Raw genomic sequence first — 20,077 nt, forward strand, 5'->3', positions numbered from 1 at the left:
AACCCATCCGCTTGGAAGGGCTGATCATTTAAGGAAGAGGTAATCAGAATGTGGCTTGAACTTTCTGTTGTCAGCTACCACCGTTTATCACCCCGTTTAAAGACAGTGATGCGATTTGAGGCCAGTGGTGGCACTATCGGGCGTTCCGAACAAGCAAACTGGCAACTTGCTGATCCTGAGCGAATCGTTTCGGGAATGCATGCTGTTGTGGCTTCTGACGGCCAGGGTTTTTACATTGAAGATCTTTCAACCAATGGCCTCTTTATCAATAGCTCCTCTGATTTGATTGGCAAGGGCAATCGACGCTATTTAAAGCAGGATGACACTTTAATCCTTGGGGATTACGAGCTGCAGGTCAGTGCAATGGAGCTGCGGCAGACCGTCGACACTACAGTTACAGGGAGTCATGTCTGGCATCAGGAGTCGGTTGGGGCTGCAGCATCAATACTCACCGCGCCTGAACACCGGGCTGATTTTCATGGGGTAATGCTTCCGGATGTTGATGCATTGGCTGTAAGTGCTTCGGACGATGGTATGGATTCCCAATTAGATGATTTCTTTCATGTCCAGCCACTGATCCCGGATGATTGGTCCACTGATATCGAGCATCAGCATGGTCAGGATGAGCAGAGTTCTGAACTGGCATTTTCGGCTTGCGGCTTGCAGATGGATGCTACTGCCTCCTCTTCACAGAAAGCTGATGATTCATTCAGTGTATCGGAACAGAAAAAAATACAGGCTTTTATGAGTGGTTTGCAATTGACCGCTGAGCAAATGACGCTTTTGAATAAATCAGAGCAAAGTTGGCAACAACTCGGTGAGGCTTTACGTGCCTCACTCGATGGTTTAATGGCGATGATGCGTGCGCGTTCAAAAATAAAAAACACATTACGTGTGAACCAAACAACCTTTCAAGCACGGGAAAATAATCCACTCAAGTTCTCTGCAAGCTTTGAGGATGTTTTCCACACTTTGTTTGCGAACAGCAATACAGGTTTCTTAACACCAAAACAGTCGGTGTTATCAGCCTTCCAGGATATTAATAAACATGAACAAGCTATGGTCGCTGCAAGCCGCGCCTCCACAGAGGCCTTGTTGAACAGGCTATCTCCAGAGGCCATTCGCCGCAAAGATGTCGGCAGTGGCGTCTTGGATAAAATCAGCAGTTTGCATGTTAAAGCCCGGTATTGGGCGATATATGAGCTGTACCATCAGGAATTGATTGAGCAACTGAACAAAAACTCACAAAGAGGTTTTAGTGATGACTTTATTGATGCCTATGAGCAATCGATCAAATCCGTTGAGTAACTTAGTGAGGATGTGTTTATGAAAGTCTTAAGTCGTGGCATAGCTGTACTGATAGCACTGCTGTTTTTGTCATCCTGCCAAGTGATGTATTCAACCTTTCCACCTTCAACAACACTGCACTTCAGAGTTGCTGATGATTTAAACCCAGACCAAAACGAACGACCTTCTCCCGTTATTGTAAAAGTTTATGAGTTGGCGTCTAAAACAGTATTTGAGAATCAGGATTTTTTTGCCCTGTATGACGATCCCGCGGCTGTATTGAGAACCGATTTATTAAAAAAGGATGAGTTTGTGTTCGAGCCAGGGCAGGTTAGTCAATCCAGGATGGAGCTGCATCCTGCGACCAAGGCTGTAGGCGTCATTGTTGCTTATCGTGATATTGAAAATGCGCGCTGGCGTGCGGTTGTCGATGTAAAACCAACCGGCTACGACAATAGATACGTCTTTATCGAGTCACTGGCGGTCTATATCCGCGAACATGATACTGCAAGACGGCAGCGCTGAAGCGAATCTATAGGATAACGATATGAGTCAGTTAAATCGCGTTGCCTGGTTAGAAGGGATCTTCTTACGGCCACAGCACTTTCAACAACAAGAACGCTATCTAAACCATCGGCTGCAGCGCAGCTGTGAACTCTTGACTCCCCATGGCTGGGGGCTTTCGGCTATTGATATTGATCAAAATAAATTGCGCTTTGGTCAATTTGCGGTCAATTCGTTGGATGCCATTTTACCTGATGGGTATTTACTCGAGTTGCCGTTGGTGGAGCCAGCTCCTGAGCCAATTGAAATACCAAAAGCCTGCCGTGATGAATTGGTGTACCTGTGTATTGCCATGGATAAGAGCTCGGGTCGAAATATTGCTGAGCATGGTAGCGCTGATATTACTCGCTTTGCTTACTTTGATGCAGATGTGATGGACTCGACTCAGGATGATCTTGCTGTCGAAACCATTCAGCTCGCTCAGGTGCGTAGTTTTTTAAAGCGCGAGAGCCAGGAAAGGGGAGGCTTTATCAGCATTCCTTTGGCAAAGATTAAAGAGGTTGCAGAGGAAGGTGAGATTAAGCTGGACACAAAATACATTCCTCCGATGCTTAACATACAGAAAAACAATGTGTTATGCAGCTTTCTGGACGAGGTGCTTGGCATGCTTAAACAGCGGGCAGATGCCTTAGCGCTTAGGATTGGCAAAGGGCAGGGAACTGCCAACTCGATTGCTGACTTTCTGATGTTACAAATGCTTAATCGCTATGAGCCAGAGCTGCGGCATTTGCAACAAAACACCGCAACCCATCCTGAGACCTTGTATCGCTCTATCGTGGCTTTAGCCGGCGAACTGGCTACCTTTACCACCAAAGAAAAGCGTGCTCAGTCTTTTCCCGCTTATCAGCATCAGGATCTAACAACGGTTTTTGGTAATTTATTGGTCTTACTGAATCAGACATTGAGTGTGGTACTGGAGCAAACGGCACAGGCATTGCCACTTAAGATGGGTAAATTTGGCATCATGGTCTCAGCGCTGACAGATAAAGGCATTTTGGATAGTGCCCAGTTTATTGTGGCCATTGCTGCCGATGTTCCTACCGAAGACATCCGAAAGCACCTACCAGCAAGAATAAAAATTGGTCCGGTAGAACACATCCGTGAATTGGTGAATAACCAGTTGTCTGGTATTGCGGTAACAGGTTTACCTGTAGCTCCGAGGCAAGTTCCTTATCATGCGGGATACCACTACTTCCAGTTAGAAAAAAATAGCATTTACTGGGAAAAACTAGCGAGCAGTGGTGGGCTTGCGCTTCACATTTCCGGTAATTATCCAGGACTAAAAGTAGAACTTTGGGCTATTAAGTCATAGTCAGCGCAGATACAACAGGAAGATTAGTTATGACGGATCGTACAGTCCTCAAACCAAGGCCCGGTGGGCGAAAACCAGCCAAAGAGAGTACGGAGCATCGTGCCGAAGCTGCCGCTGTTAACTCTGACAGAACGGTACTGGCAGCGGTCAGCCCATCTCAGCAAACAAACAAGCCACGACAACAGTCGCTGTTGATCAGTGATAACCCACTGATCGAAGAAGCTGGTGACTTGTTTTCCTTGATTGAGCCTATTCGAAGTACAGCCTCTCATCCTGATGTGATGGGTTTAAAAGGGCATTGCATAGAACTTATTGAGCACTACGAACAGCGTTTAAGAATACGCGGTGTTGAAAGTGATTCCATTCGTAATGCTCGTTACTGCCTGTGTTCCTTTATTGATGAGGCTGTTTTGAATACCAGTTGGGGCAGTGAAAGCGACTGGGCAGCTTACAGCTTGTTGTCGAATTTCTATCAGGAAACCTTTGGTGGGGAATACTTTTTTACATTGTTGGACAGTGCTTTAGCCGATCCGAAAGCTCATCTTCAACTGATTGAGTTGATGTATCTCTGCTTGTCATTCGGCTTTGTAGGAAAGATGAGGGTCGCTGAACAAGGTTATCAGCAACTGAGTGCAATTCGCGATCGCGTGTATAAAGTCATTAAAGCTGAACGCGGCGAACCACCGCGCGAACTGACCCCGGATTGGCGCTCATCGGTTCTTGCGGTTGAGTCTGGACAAAAAAATTTCCCGTTATGGGTGATTTGCTCGGTAGCAGCCGCTTTTCTGTTGTGTGGTTATATGTACCTGAGCTATTTGATTAATGAACGCTCTGATCAGGTCAACAGAGCCTTGGTCACCCTCGTTCAGTTACCAGAGCAAGTTGATACTGTAACCAGAGCAAACAGCAAGGTGTCTCAGGAAACAAGACGCTTATCTCTGCTACTGCAAACCGAGATTAACCGCAACCTATTAGAGGTGATAGAGCTTTCAGACCGGGTGCGGATCCGCGTCGGTAACGATCAGTTGTTTTCATCCGGTAGCACCAATATTACCGAAGGCTTCCTACCGGTCGTTCATAAAATCGCCAGATCATTGGAAGGGTCGGATGGCCGTATTTTGGTGAACGGGTACACCGATGATTTGCCAATTTTTTCTACGCGCTACCCCTCGAACTGGCATTTATCGTTAGCGAGAGCGAACTCGATGGCAGACGCTTTAGCTGCTGGAGCAGATTTGCATGGTCGTTTATGGCCTGAAGGGCGTGGCGAGGTAGACCCATTAGTACCTAATGACTCAGTAGAGAACCGGGCGCGTAACCGTCGGGTTGAAATCGATTTATTACCAAACTAAGCAGGAAAGGAAGCCTTATTATGCGTTTAAGTAGGTTTTGGCATACATTGGTGCGTATCGGCCGAAAGGGCTGGTTTATCACACTGTTGGGTTTGGCAGCGGTTGTTTTGTTGATATGGTTTGGAGGCCCGATGGTAGCTATTGCCGGCTATGAACCGCTGGCATCCGTCAGTGCACGAATCATTACCCTGTTAGTGTTGATCATTTGTTGGGGAGCTTGGTATTACATTCGCAAGATCCGTGAACGGCATACCCATCATCAGGCAGTCGAAGAGCTGCTTAATAATGAGCTGGGTGAACAGCAAAGCTCGGTAGCGCAACATGACATTGCAGTGTTGCGTGAGCGTATCCAAAAAGCACTGGATATTTTGAAGCATGCCAGTTTTGGCCAAAATAAAGACATCTACCACTTACCGTGGTACATGTTGATAGGCCCTCCGGGCTCGGGCAAAACAACCACTTTACATAACTCTGGCCTTGAGTTTCCGCTTCGTGAGCAAATGGGAATTGACTCCATTGAAGGCATTGGTGGTACCCGTCAATGCGACTGGTGGTTCACCAATAAAGCAGTGTTCATTGATACCGCAGGCCGATACACAACGCAGGATAGTCACAATCAGCAAGATGCCGGTGCCTGGAAAGGTTTTCTTGGCTTGCTAAGAAAGTATCGTCCTAAACGCCCTATAAACGGCGTTATTGTCTTTGCCAGCCTTTCCGAGCTCCTTAAGCAAACGAGAACAGAACGCAACTTGCATGCCAGAGCAATTAAGCAGCGAATTCAGGAGCTGCAAAATCAACTTGGTATGACATTCCCGGTCTATGTGCTGTTGACCAAAGCAGATCTGATTGCTGGTTTTTCAGAGTTTTTTGACGATCTGTCTGCAGAAGAGACCGAGCAGGTATGGGGCATGACGTTCCATCCAGAGCAATCTTCCAGTGAGCAGGGCGAGATAGCACTCTTTAATAAAGAGTTTCACACCATGCTAAAACGTTTACAGATGCGATTGTTTAATCGCCTGCAATACGAGCATGGTGTCGAAAATCGCAGTGCAATTTTTGAATTCCCGCGCCAGCTTCGCAGTGCACAAAGTGCAGCCGATGATTTCCTCAAAGAAATATTTTCACCCAACCCGTTCGAAAAGCCCATTATGTTACGGGGCATCTATGTGGTTAGCGCAACGCAGCAAGGCATCCCTATTGATCAGATAAGCCCACAGCTCAGCCATGACCTGCAGCTGGCAGAATTGCCTAAGCGCCAACTGACTGGTGAAGGCAAGGGCTTTTTCATTAAGAAGCTGTTTGAAAGTATCATTGTTCCGGAAAGAGAGCTGGCTTCCGTAAATTTAAGACACCACACCAAAGTTAAGTGGTTGCGCCATGGCGTGCTTGCAGTAACAGCCCTCAGTACGGTGCTGTTATCAACCTTATGGCTAAAAAGTTACCAGTGGAATCTGGGGCTGGTTGCACAGGTCACGGATGCAGTGAATCAATATCAGGCTAGCGGTGCTTCTCAGCAAAGTGTATCTGACGATCTTTATGCACTGAATGAGCGCCTGCAAGTTCTTCGGGCTTTACCTGCAGGCTATGACGGTCGTTTACCGGAAGGTGGACCAAAGGATATGGGGCTCTATCAGGGTGGGAAGTTAGGACAGTCAGCTCGCAGAGCCTATCAGAATGCTTTGGTTGCAGATTTTGGTCCATTTCTTACCAAAGCCCTGGCCGATGAAATGCAATCGAACGCACAACATCGGGATTATTTATATGAAACATTACGCAGTTATTTAATGCTCTTTAAACCAGCTCACTTTGATGCGGAGCATATTCAGGAGTGGTTCCGCTTGTACTTGAGTCGTCAGTTAAGTTCAGAGTTGCATGCTGAATTGCGCCTCAGTCTCGAGCTTCATCTGCAAGCCTATTTGCAAGGGGGAGTCAGCGGCCTGACTTATGACAGCGTTCTGGTGAGCCAGGTACGAGAAGATCTGATGAATGTACCTTTGGCGGAAAGAGCCTATCAACGCATCAAAACTGAGTTGCTGCAAAGTCATATTCCGGACTTCACGCTCGCTGATGTTTTGGGCTCAGATAGCTTGCGTGTAGTTACACGAAAAAGCGGCCAGTCTCTTCAGCAAGGCATCCCGGGGTTATTCACTTATCAGGGTTTTCACGGTTTGTTCAACGTACAGAAAAACCGGATTATCCGCCAGCTGATGGAGGATAGTTGGGTCTATGGTGAAGATGAAACTATCAATGCCCGGCAAGTAGACAGTGCGCTTACTACCATGGTGAATCAAAAGTATTACCAGGATTACATCCAGTATTGGCAGGCATTGATCCAGGACATCAGCATCGTTTCGTTCGATACTCTAGAGCATGGTTTGTTTGTCACACGAACCTTGAGTGGACATGAACAACCCATACAGCGCATCATTCAAGCGGTTCAAAGTCAGGTGCAACTGACTGATCAGCCGGACTCTGAAGAAATACAACTTGCTGCCGATGTCGCCGGACGCGTTGCTCGAACTCAATTCTCATCGCAGTACAGTCGCATGAGTCGGCTATTACCAGATGAGCTGCCAAGTCTAAGCAGTAAGTTACCAGGCCAGGAAGTAGAAACCGCATTTTCTTCGCTGCTGACGATTAAAGCAGAGCACTTTGACCATATGGCAAATGTTTTGCGTTCCAACCATGAATTTTTGGAGCAGCTGTATCAACCTGGCAATATGGCTCGTCAGGCTTACATGAACCGATTGCAAAATCGAGACAGTAATCAGATGAATCTGACCTTGCGCAGATTGCGTGAAGATATCCCAGCGCCATTTAGTGACTGGGTCAGTCAGATCTATTCTGGTAGCTCAGTTTTGATTGCAGAAGGCAGTAAACAGCATATCAATGAAGCATGGCGGGGTACTGTTCTGACTGAGTTTAATCGCTCTATTGCGAACAGGTATCCGATCAATCGAGCAAGCTCAGAAGAAATAAAAATCAGGGACTTCGAACGTTTTTTTGGCTACGGTGGTACGCTTGATGAGTTCTTCAATGAGTACCTACGTCCGTTCGTTAATATGCAGCGAGCTGAATGGAGTTTTAAACAAGATATTGGCATTAATCCATCTGTGCTCCGTACTTTCCAGCGAGCTCATCGCATACGACAGGCTTTCTTTGATGAGGGCAGTCAGAGCATGAGTGTTGGATTTAATCTACGCCCCATTTTCCTGGATCAACACATTACCCATTTGTTGCTGGAAATCGATGGCCAGTCGTTGTCTTACCGTCATGGGCCACCACGGAACCAGCATTTCGAATGGCCCGGAGACCGAAATCGCCAACAAACCCGTTTGGTATTTACACCAGCAAACTCTGGTCTGCCAGCGAGCCGAAGAATTGAAGGAGAATGGTCCTGGTTCCGGTTCTTAGATGAACAAAGCAGACTACGCCCGGAAACCAGACAAGATGGTTTGTTGTATGTGTCAGAGCAAAGCAATAAAGCGCAGATCCAGATACTGCCAGACTCAGTGAATAACCCATTTTGGAACAGTGATCTGGAGGGATTCCGTTGTCCAGTGAATTTATAAAACCGGGTGCAGGCTTCTGCGGCAAGGTGCCCGTGTTAGGTGACTTTTTGCAAGAGGGCATGAGCATTGAGTTCAATGATTGCTGGAATGAGTGGCTGCGTGCCGCTCTGGCGGTCAGCAAAGAACAGCTAGGAGCCAGTTGGCTCGATTATTATCTCACCAGCCCGGTATGGCATTTTTCTTTATCCGCTGGGTGCTGTGGACCCGAGCCTGTTATTGGCACCATGATACCGAGCATTGATAAAGTGGGACGACATTACCCATTGATTTTAGCCAAGCCAGTGCAACAGAGTCCCATTGTCTGCCGTATACAATCTGAATGGTGTCAGCAGTTTGAAGATTTCATTCTGCGGACTCTGGAAGATGATTTTAACTTTCAAAGTTGGCGTGCGGAACTGAGTAAATGTGCTTTTTCCTTACCGAATAGCACAGTGCCCCCTCACCATCTGGGTCATGCTGAGCAAAAAGGGAACTGGCTTTTGCACGGTGCTTTAGCGATGGATACTACAGCATTACTACACAGCCTACTGCGGCAGGAGTTTGGTCATTATTGCCTCTGGTGGACTGACGGCTCTGAGCATGTAGATGCGGTGTGTTTGATTTCGAAGGGAATGCCTCTGATTAGTCAGTATGCGTCTATGTTGGATGGACTTTGGGTTGAACGAGGCTGGCAAATCAAGCCATTGCATGCAACGAAGGAACAAAAACAATGATGTCAGTGACTTCTCATGGTCAAAGCCACAAAGGACTGGTTCGGCAACTGAATGAAGATGCGTGTTTGTTGCTACCTGAGCATGGTGTTTGGGTGGTAGCCGACGGGATGGGGGGGCATGCAGCCGGAGATGTTGCCAGTCAATTGGTAATTACCACAATTCACGAAGAAGTCGCTAAAACCGACGAACCTAAGCCCGAAACCATTTGTACTGCTTTGGAGCGTGCAAACGAGAGAGTTGTCGAGTATTGCCAGCAACATAATCAGGGCGAGTTAGGTGGTTCAACTGTTGTGGTTTTGTTGTTTTATCGTCAGCAATATCACGTATTCTGGCTTGGTGATAGTCGTTTGTATTTGCTGCGTAATAATGCGTTGCGGCAAATCACTAGAGATCATAGTCAGGTAAATGACATGATCGATCAAGGGATTATTGCAGCTGAAGAAGCTGAAACTCATGAGCTTGCCAATGTAATTACGCGTGCTGTTGGTGTCCAAGGACAGGTGAGTATTGCATCTTTGAGTGGCGATATTGAGCCAGGTGATATTTTTCTACTCTGCACCGATGGTCTGAACAAAGAGCTCTCCGATGCCGAGATACAGAGTTACCTGCACCATACGGATATTGAAGCAGCAAACAGAGCTTTGATTCATATGTCTTTGGTTGCGGGAGCAAGAGATAATGTTACCTGCATACTCGTCAAAGTAAACAACCTTCATTCTCATTGTATAACTGATAACTATATTAGCTCGGAGTGTAATAAAACGGTTCCTGTATACCTCAAAAGGTAAATTATAGTTAATTAGATATTTTAAAATGAGCCTGCATGGAGTATATTTGTGTCCATAGTCATGCCATTGTGAACTTTGATGATAGATTGTGATTTTGTAAAGCTAGATTCAATTGCCAAAGAGATCCAGTCGGACGCTCGTTGTGGCACTGATCCTCGCGCTGATGTATCGCCGGGCTCTCGCTATTATCAATTGAAAGATAAGCGACGCTCATTGCGTGATGCTGAACGTTCAGCACTGATGAGTGATGACGAGTCAGCGCCGATGCTGAGCGAGTGGATGCAGTTGGCTGAAGATATATTTGATGCACTTTGTACCGAAGCAAAAGATCTGGAGTATGCGGCATGGCTGATTGAAGCACTTTGCCGCACGTCTGGATTTGCAGGTCTGGCACGCTCTTTTGATTGTGCTCGCGTGTTAATTGAGAAATTTTGGGATGATCTGTATCCGCAGCCTGATGAAGATGGCCTGGAAACACGCATAGCGCCTTTAGTTGGCTTAAATGGGTATGAGGGTGATGGTGCGTTAATTTCACCCATTCTAAGTGTTCCTCTGGTAGTCAGTGCATCGGAAAGTAGTTTTGCCACCTGGCAATATATCCGGGCAAATGAGCAGTCACGTAAAGAAGACAGTAAAAAACAACGTTCGGAACATAGTATCAGCCTGGAGGCTATCGTTCAGATAGTCGCAGAAACACCGGCAGAACACTTTGTAACGTTACTCAATAACATAGACCTGGCTATTGCAGCTTTCACTGAGCTTTCGACGTCGATGGACTCCGCCATGAGTGGCATGCCGCAACCGACCAGCTCAATCTTGAAAGCGATTCAGCAGTGCCGAGACACAGTACAGTATCTGGCGAAGAACAAGCTTGCTGCTTTCCATGCTGAACAGGAAGAGTTGCTGGATGAGGTGAGTGTAGATGTTGTATCAGGTGCAAACAATGTAAGCACTGTAAGCAAACAAGTGCAGACGCGCCAGCAAGTGATTCAGTCGTTGCAGGATGCGGCGGATTTTTTTCGCAAAACCGAACCTCATTCGCCAATGTCCTATGCGTTAGAGCAAATTATTCATTGGAGTGGTTTGGCATTGCCAGAGCTCTTGCAAGAGCTCATTGACGATAACACCAGTCGGAATCAGTTTTTCCGGCTAACCGGTATCAATAAAGGCTCAGGTAGTTAACGGTATTACACTGCGTTACCTGGCACGTTTATACAGCAAAGGAGAGATGTGATGGAAAGCATTCATAGTAAATTATCCCGGGTACGTAAGCCCAGGGTGCATATTACTTATGATGTCGAAACTGAGGGAGCTGTGGTTCAAAAAGAACTTCCTTTTGTGGTAGGCGTGATGGGTGATTTTGCAGGTCAAAATACAGATGCATTAAAACCGCTGAAAGATCGCCGTTTTGTTCAGGTTGATCGCGATAATTTTGATGATGTGCTCAAGCGCATGAACCCAAAGTTGTCATTTAAAGTCGAGAATAAACTGACCGACGATGGCTCTGAGTTTCAGGTAGATCTACAGTTTAAGTCCATCAGTGACTTTGAGCCTGCCGCAATCGTAAATCAGGTGGAGCCTCTTGAGCGATTGATGGCTACCAGAAATAAGCTGCGTGATCTGATGACCAAGATTGATCGCTCCGAAGAGCTTGAAAATATTCTGGAGAAAGTTCTGAACAACGAGAGCGATCTTCAACAGCTGGCCAATGAGTTAGCGCCTGAAGAGGAGAAATAACATGAGTACGGAAACTCTGGCGCAAGCCCATGAGACCACTGAGCAACCGGCGGTATCTTTGCTTGAACAAGCGATTGGTGCAACCAAGCAAACAGACTCATCCCGGGCAGAAGAGCTGCTGCGCACGCTGACTGAAGAAGCATTGAAAGGCACAGTCAGCTGGAATAAAAACCTAACTGTGACATTTAATGAGGCGATTAAGCGAATTGACCAGCTCATTTCCTCGCAGCTTGCAGCCATTATGCACAGCGATGGTTTTCAGAAGCTGGAAGGCAGTTGGCGCGGATTGCATCATTTAGTGATGAACTCTGAAACCAGCGCCTCGTTAAAAATTCGTATGATCAGCATCAATAAGCGTGAGTTGTACAAAGATTTAAGTAAAGCGGTTGAGTTTGATCAAAGCCAAACCTTCAAAAAAGTGTACGAGTCAGAGTTCGGCACACCGGGTGGAGAGCCTTATGGTGCACTGATTGGTGATTATGAGTTTACCAATCATCCAGAAGACATTGAGACCTTAACCTACATGTCAAATGTTGCTGCAGCAGGCTTTTGCCCCTTCCTGAGCAGCGCATCGCCAGCACTGTTTGGTTTTGACTCCTGGACTGAGCTATCGAAGCCTCGAGATCTGGAGAAAATATTTGAGTCTTTGGAATACACTAAGTGGCGTTCTTTCCGCGAAAGTGAAGATTCCCGTTTTGTCACACTGACCATGCCAAGAGCTCTGGCTCGCTTGCCTTATGGAGCTGCCACCAGCCCAATTGATGAGTTTGGCTACGAAGAGTTTGAAGTTGACCCAGAGAAAGGTGTTGCGGTCACAACCGACCATGATAAGTATTGCTGGATGAATGCGTCCTATGTGCTTGGTACCCGTCTGACGCAAGCGTTTGCTAAATACGGGTTCTGTACTGCCATTCGTGGTGCTGAAGGCGGTGGTAAAGTGGAAGGGTTACCGACTCATGTGTTCTTGAGCGATGATGGCGATCCTGACTTGAAGTGTCCGACTGAAATTGGCATCACAGACCGTCGTGAAGCCGAGCTGGGAAAATTGGGCTTTCTGCCTTTATGTCACTATAAAAATACCGATTATGCGGTGTTCTTTGGTGCACAAACAGCGCAAAAGCCAAAGAAATATGGCAGCCCGGAAGCAACGGCCAATGCTGCGATATCTGCACGTTTGCCATATTTGATGGCTACCTCCCGTTTTGCACATTACCTCAAAGTGTTGGCACGCGACAAAATTGGCAGCTTTATGGAAGCCGAGGATGTGGAAGTATGGCTGAACCGCTGGATCCTTAATTATGTGAACGCTTCAGAAGGCAGTGGGCAGGATGTACGGGCTCGCTATCCGCTGGCTGACGCCAAAGTGCAAGTCAAAGAAATCCCTGGTCAGCCGGGAGCCTACAACGCAGTTGCCTGGTTACGGCCTTGGTTGCAATTGGAAGAACTGACCACCTCTTTACGGTTGGTGGCTAAAATTCCTGAAATGGGAAATTAAGCTAGTCTCGGTGGAGCCTGTCCGCAGGCTCCACTTGCATGGATCTTTGCAGAAAAGGAACTTCAATGGGCATTGCAATCAGTCCATGTTTCTCAGCCATTAAGGTGCAGTATGCTTTTCTCCGCTGAACAACAAGTGAATAGTGGTGCTGGAGCGGCCCTGAACTTTATTGATGAGCAGGTGTTTAGCCACTCATCGGATAAAATTGACCACGAGAAGCATCGCTTTGATCAGTCTGCCATGCAAAGTAAACTGTTGTACTTTTTGCATGAGCAAGACCCGGTAGCAGCCGCTACCTATTGGGCAGATCATATTGAAGCGACAAGACCTGCTCAGGTAGAGCAGCTCTTGTTGCGTCTAAGTAAAGCCATTGCAGCTATTGACCTACTGTTAAATGCCCAAGTCAACGCCATATTACATCATCCCGCACTGCAGCAATTGGAAGCAAGTTGGCGCGGTATTCTCTATTTGGTTGAGCAGGCAGAGCTTTACGACCGAGAGCAAAAAGTCAAAGTTAAATTGCTGTCTCTGAATTGGAGTGAATTGGGTAGAGACTTAAACCGAGCCATTGACTTTGACCAAAGCGAATTCTTTAAGTTGGTGTATGAAAATGAGTTTGATATGCCGGGTGGTGAGCCGTTCGGCGTGCTCCTTGGAGACTACCAACTAAGCCATACCATTCGTCCCGGTCAGTTGTACCACGACATTGATATTTTAAAAGAAATAGCGAAGGCAAGCGCTGCAGCCTTTGCACCTTTCATCACTGCAGTCGATAGTGCTTTTTTTGGTGTGAATGATTTTTCTGAACTTGGTCAAGTACAGGATATCTCCAGCCAGTTCAAGCAACCTGAATACATCCGATGGCAGCAGCTAAGAGAGATGGAAGATACCCGTTTTCTGGGGTTGGTTATGCCACAGGTACTGATGCGATCCCCTTATAGCGATAACGGTAAGCGCAGCGATCATTTTCGCTTCAAGGAACAGTTAAGTGATCCCACCAAGGACTATTTATGGGGTAATGCTGGTTATGCTTTTGTCGCTGTATTGATTCGTGCTTTCTCTGAGTCGGGGTGGTTTGCTCAAATCCGTGGTATGAAACCTGGACAATACAACTTTGGTGTGGTGAACGAATTACCGAGAAGCTGTTACAGCACCGATCTACAAAGACGTCATGCGATGCCTGCTGTAAACCTGCAGATTGGCCATCGTTTCGAGTCTGAGCTGGCAGACAATGGGTTCATCCCTTTGTGTGCCGTTCCCTACAGCGACATCTATGCATTTTACAGCAACTCATCGGTACAGCGTGCCAAACGTTATGACACGGCTGCAGCTGATGTCAATGCACGTCTATCCACCATGCTGCAGCATATTCTTTGTGTTTCCCGTTTTGCTCATTACATCAAGGTGATTGGCCGTGACAAAGTTGGTGGCTATCAAACTGCAAAAGAGTGTGAGCAAGAGTTGCAGCGCTGGCTTTATCAGTACACCACGGCTACTGAAGATGCTTCGAATGAGGTTCGGGCCCGACATCCACTTAGAAATGCGCAAATTCAGGTCAGGGAAAAGCCCGGCCAACCAGGTAAGTACTACTCCATTATTCAGTTACAGCCTCATTTTCAACTGGAGCAAATGCTGACCACTGTGAAGTTGGTTGCTGAGTTATCTCCACAACAAACGAATAAATCTTAAGGTGATTGTCATGAAAAAAGTAAAAGAAAGTATTGTTCAGGGGCATTTGCTCGAGGCCAGACAACGTCTGGAAACCTTATTAAAAGATGATCCCTTATCCCTTGATTTGCGTTCGATGTATGTCGAGCTGCTGTGTGTACTCGGAGAGCTTGAAAAAGCAGATCAACAGCTTGACATGATGGTTCGTCAACACCCTGATTGCCTGATGGGAGCCGTCAACTTACGACAGTTAATCCGCGCCCAAACCGCACGGCAGGATTTTTATCAGGGCGGCATGACCGCCACATTGTTTGCTGAAGCGGATGCAAGTTTTGAAGCTTTGCTGTCATTGCATCTTGCATTACGCGAGGGACAGATCGCAGCTGCGGAGCAGGCTGCACAACAACTTGAGTCTTTGCGTCAGCCAGCCCAGTTTGAGCTCAATGGTGAGACTGTGCAAGAAATCCGGGACCTCGATGATAGCTTAGCTGGCTACCTGGAGCTCTTAGGAACGGATGGTAAGTTCTACTTAGCCAAGTTCAGCGAAATCGAGTCGCTAGAGTTGCAACCAGTAAAATCCATCATTGACATGGCCTGGCGCCGGGTAAATATCTCCATCGTTGATGGCCCTCAGGGGGAAGCTTTCTTACCGGTCTGTTATATCGCCAGCAGCAAAGAATTAAGCCGTTTGGGCAGAGAAACCGACTGGCACGAGCATGGTGACCACCTGGTCACAGGCCTTGGACAGAAAATGCTCTTGGTAAATGATCAAGCCATGCCTTTAACACAACTGCGTCAATGGCATGCGCTTACTGTCGTAAGTCATTGAGCCAAGAATTGTGGCTAAAGTTCGCAACAAACAACCCCTGCAGCAATCACTGCTCGATCGCTTAATTGACGAAGCACCGGGGGAGAAAGAGGCCAAACGTGTACGTCGTGGCTTTGATCTCAGGGCTTTGCGGGCCAGTGTCCGCAGAGATCTGCAAAATTTGTTGAACACCCGCGTGCAATGGAACCTGTGGCCGAAAGAGTTTACCGAGCTACCTCAAAGCCTGATGAACTATGGGCTGCCCGATTTTTCAGTCATGGTGGTGGACTCTCAGCATGGCCGCGAACAACTGTGTAAAACCGTCGAGCAGGCTATCCGCCGGTTCGAGCCACGATTTGTGGATGTTGAAGTGATCCCTCTGGAACCGCGCAATGAGGTTGAGCGGGTTGTTCGCCTGAGAATTCAGGCTCTGTTGCATGCAGATCCTGAACCAGAGCATGTGTTGTTTGACTCAGAGGTCGAACCGGTCAATTTGGGCCTTAGAATTGTGGAGTCTGCCTGATGAACGAAGATCTACTGAAGTATTACAATCGGGAACTAACCTTTATTCGCCGGATGGGAAGCGAGTTTGCGGAAAAATATCCCAAGGTTGCTGGTCGGCTTCGGATCAGTGATGAGCAAGTGGAAGATCCCCATGTTTCACGTCTGATTGAAGCATTCGCGCTGTTAACGGCCCAGATCCGTCAAAAACTTGATGATAGTTTTCCTGAGTTGACCGATGCTTTACTGGGACAGTTGTACCCTGATTATCAGGCACCGATCCCGTCTTTTTCTGTACTGCAATTAACCTCTCAGAATCTGTCAGACTCCGGTATCACCATCAAACGAGGAACAGAGTTCAAAACCAAAGTTGATGGTATGAAGTCATGCATTTTTCGTTCATGTTACGATACCGAAGTTTGGCCAATGACCATTGAACATGCGGAGTTCAAGAACAGCCCGTTTAATGCACCTCAGCCACCTTGTCATCAGTCTGCTAAAGCACTGTTACGGTTGCAACTAACGACTGAATTTGATGGTACAGCTGTCAATGAGCTCGGTGTTGGCCGGTTACGCTTTTACTTAAATGGTCAACGGCACCATGTGTACAGCTTGTACGAAATGCTCAACCGGCAACTGCTTCGTATAGGCATTGCAGCAAAAGATAGCCCTAACGATGTATCTTATCTCGCCCCGGATCAATTGAAGGCGATTGGTTTTGATGATGCAGAGCGGGTGGTACCCTACACAGATCGCAGTTTCAATGGTTATCGACTGCTGGTTGAGCAATTTCTTTTTCCAGAGAAGTTTTTATTCGTCGAGCTTGCGGGCTTAGAACAGGCATGGCCGGAGAAAGCCAGTAGCTGCTATCTCTATCTGTATTTCAGTGAAGCAAACTCGGAATTAGAGCGCCATATCACGAAAGATAGTCTGTTGCTTGGTTGCACCCCGGTTTTGAACATCTTTGAACAAAAACTCGAGCCGATCAACCTGGAGCGTTCTCATTATGAATATCGGCTTGCTCCTCAGTACCTCGATGCCGATATCTGTGAAGTGCTGCAAATAGCACAGGTACAAATACTCGACTCCGACGGACAGAAAACCACAGTACATCCTTATTACAGTCAGGGGCACCCAAACTATATTCAGCAAGAAACGATGTTTTGGCATAGTCGGCGTGAATTTGCTGACTGGGCCGGAGGGTTCAGTGAAGCGGGGACGGAAGTTTTTCTTTCTTTGGTTGATCGAAACTTCAAACATAGTCAGGGGCAAAGTGGGCGGAATGATCAAGTTATTCAGGTCACTGCCCTATGCAGCAACCGGAATCTGCCAAGTCATTTGCCTTTTGGTGGTGGCGAGCCTGGATTCCAAATAAGGCAGCATGCAGATGTGATCAAGCAAAGCCGCTGCCTATTGGCTCCTACCATGCCTATACGACCAGCGCTTGGTGATAGCAGCCGCTGGCAACTGGTAAAACACCTAACCCTGAACTATTTCACCGCGGAGGATGCTGAGCAGCGCCTCAAAGAAACGCTTCGTTTGTATGACTTTCGGTGCACCCCCGAGTCCAAAGCATTAATTGACGGCATTCACAAAGTACGCATTACCCCTGGTACTGCACGTGTCAATGATGGCGGCCGCGTTGCTGTATGTAGCGGCAGTGAGATTCTGATTGAAATGACCCAAGCTGCCTATGCAGGTAGCAGCGTGTTCTTTTTTGCTTCTGTCTTGGATTACTTCTTTGCTCAGTTTGCCGCAATCAACTCCTACACACGGTTAACGATTAAGCTCAAAGAACATGAGCAGCGGTATCACACCTGGCCAGCCAGGGTCGGTAACAAGGTGCTGTTATGAGTGTCTGGCCTGCAACCATCAATCCAGCAGATATGGACTTTTATCAGGCTGTGTATGCGATTGAGCAGCAACTCGGGGCTGAGCAGAAGCATTGGCATGGCGTGGGACGTGATAGCTTTCCGCGCGATGAGCTTATACGGTTTAAATCCGTGCAAAATCTTGGTTTTCCTGGCAGTGCTATTACTGCAGTCCAGCAAAAAGCCTGTCAGGATGCTAGCTTGGCAGCCTTTGAGCTGGTGGTTAGCTTTTTTGGCCTGACCGGTCCAAGTGGTGTTTTGCCTATCCATTATAGTGAGTTGGTGCTTGAACGCTTAAAGCAAAAAGATCCAACCATGCGTGATTTTTTTGATCTCTTTAATCATCGCTTGATTTCATTGTTTTACCGCGCCTGGGAAAAATACCGTTTTGCCTGTCAATACCAAGCTTCACCCGAAAAGGTCGACCCATTTAGCTTTGTTCTGCAGCAACTCACAGGCCAGGAAAGCGATCCTTGCCTGTTCTATGGCGGCTTTTACACCCGAAGTGTGCCAAGCGCGCAGCAATTAAGTCAGCAGTTAAGTCATTTGTTATCTGCCGACGTCGAGGTGATGCCATTGACCGGTCGTTGGATCTATCTGGCAACTGCAGAGCAGAGTCGCTTAGCAAGCTTCCATCAGCCAGACGGGCAATATGGTCAGTTGGGCCGATCCAGCCTGCTTGGCAGCAAAGTCTGGGACATTAGCTCGGTAGTGGAGTTATCCATTCGGGCCGACGCTCCGGTAATTCAGTCGCTATTACCTGGCAAGCCAGGTTATCAGCGTATGCAACAACTTCTTAGTCACTATCTGGAGCCATCCATGCAATGCCGGGTTCGATTAAAAGCCCGGATAGCTGATTTCCCTGTAGCCAGTCTGGATGGGCAAAGTCAGTTAGGGATGGGAGGCGTGCTAATGGCCGCAAATGTCAGGATTGCTTCTACTACGCATGTCAGTTTCCGGCTAACACGCAAACATGATCATTAAGGTAAATTACTATGTCCAATACATCCCTGAAAAGCTTGGTTGAAAAGCTAAACCCAGTCTGCCGGCAGGCACTTGAGGCGGCAACGGCGCGTTGCCAATCCCGCAGTCATTTTTCTGTCGAAATTGAGCATTGGCTTGATGCGATGCTGGACATGCAGGCGGGGGATTTGATGTTAATTCTTTCCGCATTCAGTCTTGAGCCGGATCAACTGCGGCAGCAATTACAGCGCGCACTGGAAGGATTAAAGACAGGCAACAGTAGCCTGCCAAGCATCTCGACCAATCTGGTAGGTTTATTACGCCAGACCTGGTTGAATTGCACCATTGAGTTTGGTGATCAGCAGATCCGAAGTGCCTACTTACTTTACAGCGCATTAAAAGATGAAAGCCTGGCTGCTTTGCTGTTACGTCGGCTTCCCATGCTGGAAAAGCTCGATACTGCGCAGCTATTAACTGCATGGCCTCAGCTGCAACAACGATCGACAGAGCAAGGTGGTGATGGACAAGTGGCCTCACCGGTTGCAGCAACGAATGGCAAAACTCCCGCGCTGGATCAATTTACCCAGGACTTAACAGCTCAAGCGCGGGCCAATAAACTGGATCCAATCATTGGCCGTGATTATGAAGTGCGGCAGATGATTGATATTCTGACCCGCCGTCGTCAAAACAATCCGATACTAACCGGTGAAGCTGGTGTGGGCAAAACAGCGGTAGTTGAAGGTTTGGCACTGCGTATTGCCAGTGGCGATGTCCCAGATAAGTTGAAGTCGGTGTCACTTCGAGTATTGGATTTGGCGCTATTGCAAGCTGGTGCAGGCATGAAGGGCGAGTTTGAAAATCGTCTGAAAAATGTGATTGCCGAAGTGAAAGCATCACCGGTTCCGGTGATTCTATTTATTGATGAAGCTCATACCATGATAGGTAGTGGCGGTCAGGCCGGGCAAAACGATGCGGCAAACTTGCTAAAACCTGCTTTGGCACGTGGTGAGTTAAGAACCATTGCAGCCACCACCTGGGCTGAGTACAAAAAGTACTTTGAAAAAGATGCGGCACTCACACGGCGCTTTCAAGTGGTCAAAGTTGAAGAGCCGGATCCTGAAAAAGCAGTCACCATGCTACGTGGCCTGTTGCCAGTTATGGAGCAACATCATGGTGTGCATTTATCAGAAGATGCCTTGGTGGCAGCAGTGCATTTGTCGCATCGGTACATTAATGGCCGGCAACTGCCTGATAAAGCCGTGGCGCTGCTGGATACTGCCTGTGCCCGTGTGGCCATGAGCCAGGATGCCATCCCCGGTAAACTGGAAGATCAGCAGCGATTGGTAGAGCAACTGCAGGCTAAGCTGCAAGTAGTAGAGCGTGAACATAAATTGCATGGCACTGAGCAGGCTAGCATGTCGGCTCTGCAATCGGACATTGAGCAGG

General features: G+C 47.5%; 16 protein-coding genes. All 16 read left to right on the top strand.

From position 1 onward, the window contains the following. The first annotated feature begins 48 nt into the window (after positions 1–48). Entirely contained in the window at positions 49–1,308 is a 1,260-nt protein-coding gene (gene tagH, locus JJU14_RS04300) for a type VI secretion system-associated FHA domain protein TagH (RefSeq protein ID WP_228611364.1), read from the top strand. A gap of 18 nt (positions 1,309–1,326) precedes the next feature. Beyond that, positions 1,327–1,812, top strand: coding sequence for a type VI secretion system lipoprotein TssJ (tssJ, locus tag JJU14_RS04305; RefSeq protein WP_228611365.1), 486 nt, complete (start codon positions 1,327–1,329; stop codon positions 1,810–1,812). Positions 1,813–1,834: 22 nt separating this feature from the next. Then, the gene (tssK, locus tag JJU14_RS04310; RefSeq protein WP_228611366.1) at positions 1,835–3,163 is read left to right on the top strand and encodes a type VI secretion system baseplate subunit TssK; all 1,329 of its coding nucleotides are present in this window, start codon (positions 1,835–1,837) and stop codon (positions 3,161–3,163) included. Between the two features lie 29 nt (positions 3,164–3,192). After that, the gene (gene icmH, locus JJU14_RS04315; RefSeq protein WP_228611367.1) at positions 3,193–4,515 is read left to right on the top strand and encodes a type IVB secretion system protein IcmH/DotU; all 1,323 of its coding nucleotides are present in this window, start codon (positions 3,193–3,195) and stop codon (positions 4,513–4,515) included. Positions 4,516–4,646: 131 nt separating this feature from the next. Next, positions 4,647–8,087 (top strand): type VI secretion system membrane subunit TssM, encoded by a 3,441-nt coding sequence (gene tssM / locus JJU14_RS04320; RefSeq protein WP_300976152.1) that lies wholly within the window; start codon positions 4,647–4,649, stop codon positions 8,085–8,087. Next, positions 8,069–8,800 (top strand): type VI secretion system-associated protein TagF, encoded by a 732-nt coding sequence (gene tagF, locus JJU14_RS04325; protein ID WP_228611369.1) that lies wholly within the window; start codon positions 8,069–8,071, stop codon positions 8,798–8,800. Before tssM ends, tagF begins: the two co-directional genes overlap by 19 nt. Further along, positions 8,797–9,588: a protein phosphatase 2C domain-containing protein gene (locus JJU14_RS04330; RefSeq protein WP_228611370.1), complete on the top strand. Its 792-nt coding sequence runs from the start codon at positions 8,797–8,799 to the stop codon at positions 9,586–9,588. Before tagF ends, JJU14_RS04330 begins: the two co-directional genes overlap by 4 nt. 78 nt (positions 9,589–9,666) lie before the next feature. Next, positions 9,667–10,770, top strand: a complete 1,104-nt coding sequence (tssA, locus tag JJU14_RS04335; protein ID WP_228611371.1) for a type VI secretion system protein TssA — start codon at positions 9,667–9,669, stop codon at positions 10,768–10,770. A gap of 51 nt (positions 10,771–10,821) precedes the next feature. Further along, complete coding sequence (gene tssB, locus JJU14_RS04340) at positions 10,822–11,325, top strand: type VI secretion system contractile sheath small subunit (protein ID WP_228611372.1); 504 nt, start codon at positions 10,822–10,824, stop codon at positions 11,323–11,325. A gap of 1 nt (position 11,326) precedes the next feature. Next, entirely contained in the window at positions 11,327–12,820 is a 1,494-nt protein-coding gene (gene tssC / locus JJU14_RS04345) for a type VI secretion system contractile sheath large subunit (protein WP_228611373.1), read from the top strand. 111 nt (positions 12,821–12,931) lie between these two features. Further along, positions 12,932–14,509 (top strand): type VI secretion system contractile sheath large subunit, encoded by a 1,578-nt coding sequence (gene tssC / locus JJU14_RS04350; protein WP_228611374.1) that lies wholly within the window; start codon positions 12,932–12,934, stop codon positions 14,507–14,509. 10 nt (positions 14,510–14,519) lie between these two features. Further along, positions 14,520–15,317, top strand: a complete 798-nt coding sequence (locus tag JJU14_RS04355) for a type VI secretion system accessory protein TagJ (RefSeq protein ID WP_228611375.1) — start codon at positions 14,520–14,522, stop codon at positions 15,315–15,317. A 10-nt stretch (positions 15,318–15,327) separates the two neighbouring features. Further along, positions 15,328–15,819 (top strand): type VI secretion system baseplate subunit TssE, encoded by a 492-nt coding sequence (gene tssE / locus JJU14_RS04360; RefSeq protein ID WP_228611376.1) that lies wholly within the window; start codon positions 15,328–15,330, stop codon positions 15,817–15,819. Next, entirely contained in the window at positions 15,819–17,651 is a 1,833-nt protein-coding gene (tssF, locus tag JJU14_RS04365) for a type VI secretion system baseplate subunit TssF (protein WP_228611377.1), read from the top strand. The genes tssE and tssF overlap by 1 nt, the downstream gene beginning before the upstream one ends. Then, the gene (gene tssG / locus JJU14_RS04370; RefSeq protein WP_228611378.1) at positions 17,648–18,652 is read left to right on the top strand and encodes a type VI secretion system baseplate subunit TssG; all 1,005 of its coding nucleotides are present in this window, start codon (positions 17,648–17,650) and stop codon (positions 18,650–18,652) included. The genes tssF and tssG overlap by 4 nt, the downstream gene beginning before the upstream one ends. 11 nt (positions 18,653–18,663) lie before the next feature. Next, on the top strand, positions 18,664–20,077 hold a 1,414-nt coding region (locus JJU14_RS04375; RefSeq protein WP_228611379.1), incomplete at its 3' end, for an AAA family ATPase.

This window comes from Alkalimonas sp., from assembly GCF_020831925.1.
In the GTDB taxonomy this organism is placed as follows: domain Bacteria; phylum Pseudomonadota; class Gammaproteobacteria; order Enterobacterales; family Alteromonadaceae; genus Alkalimonas.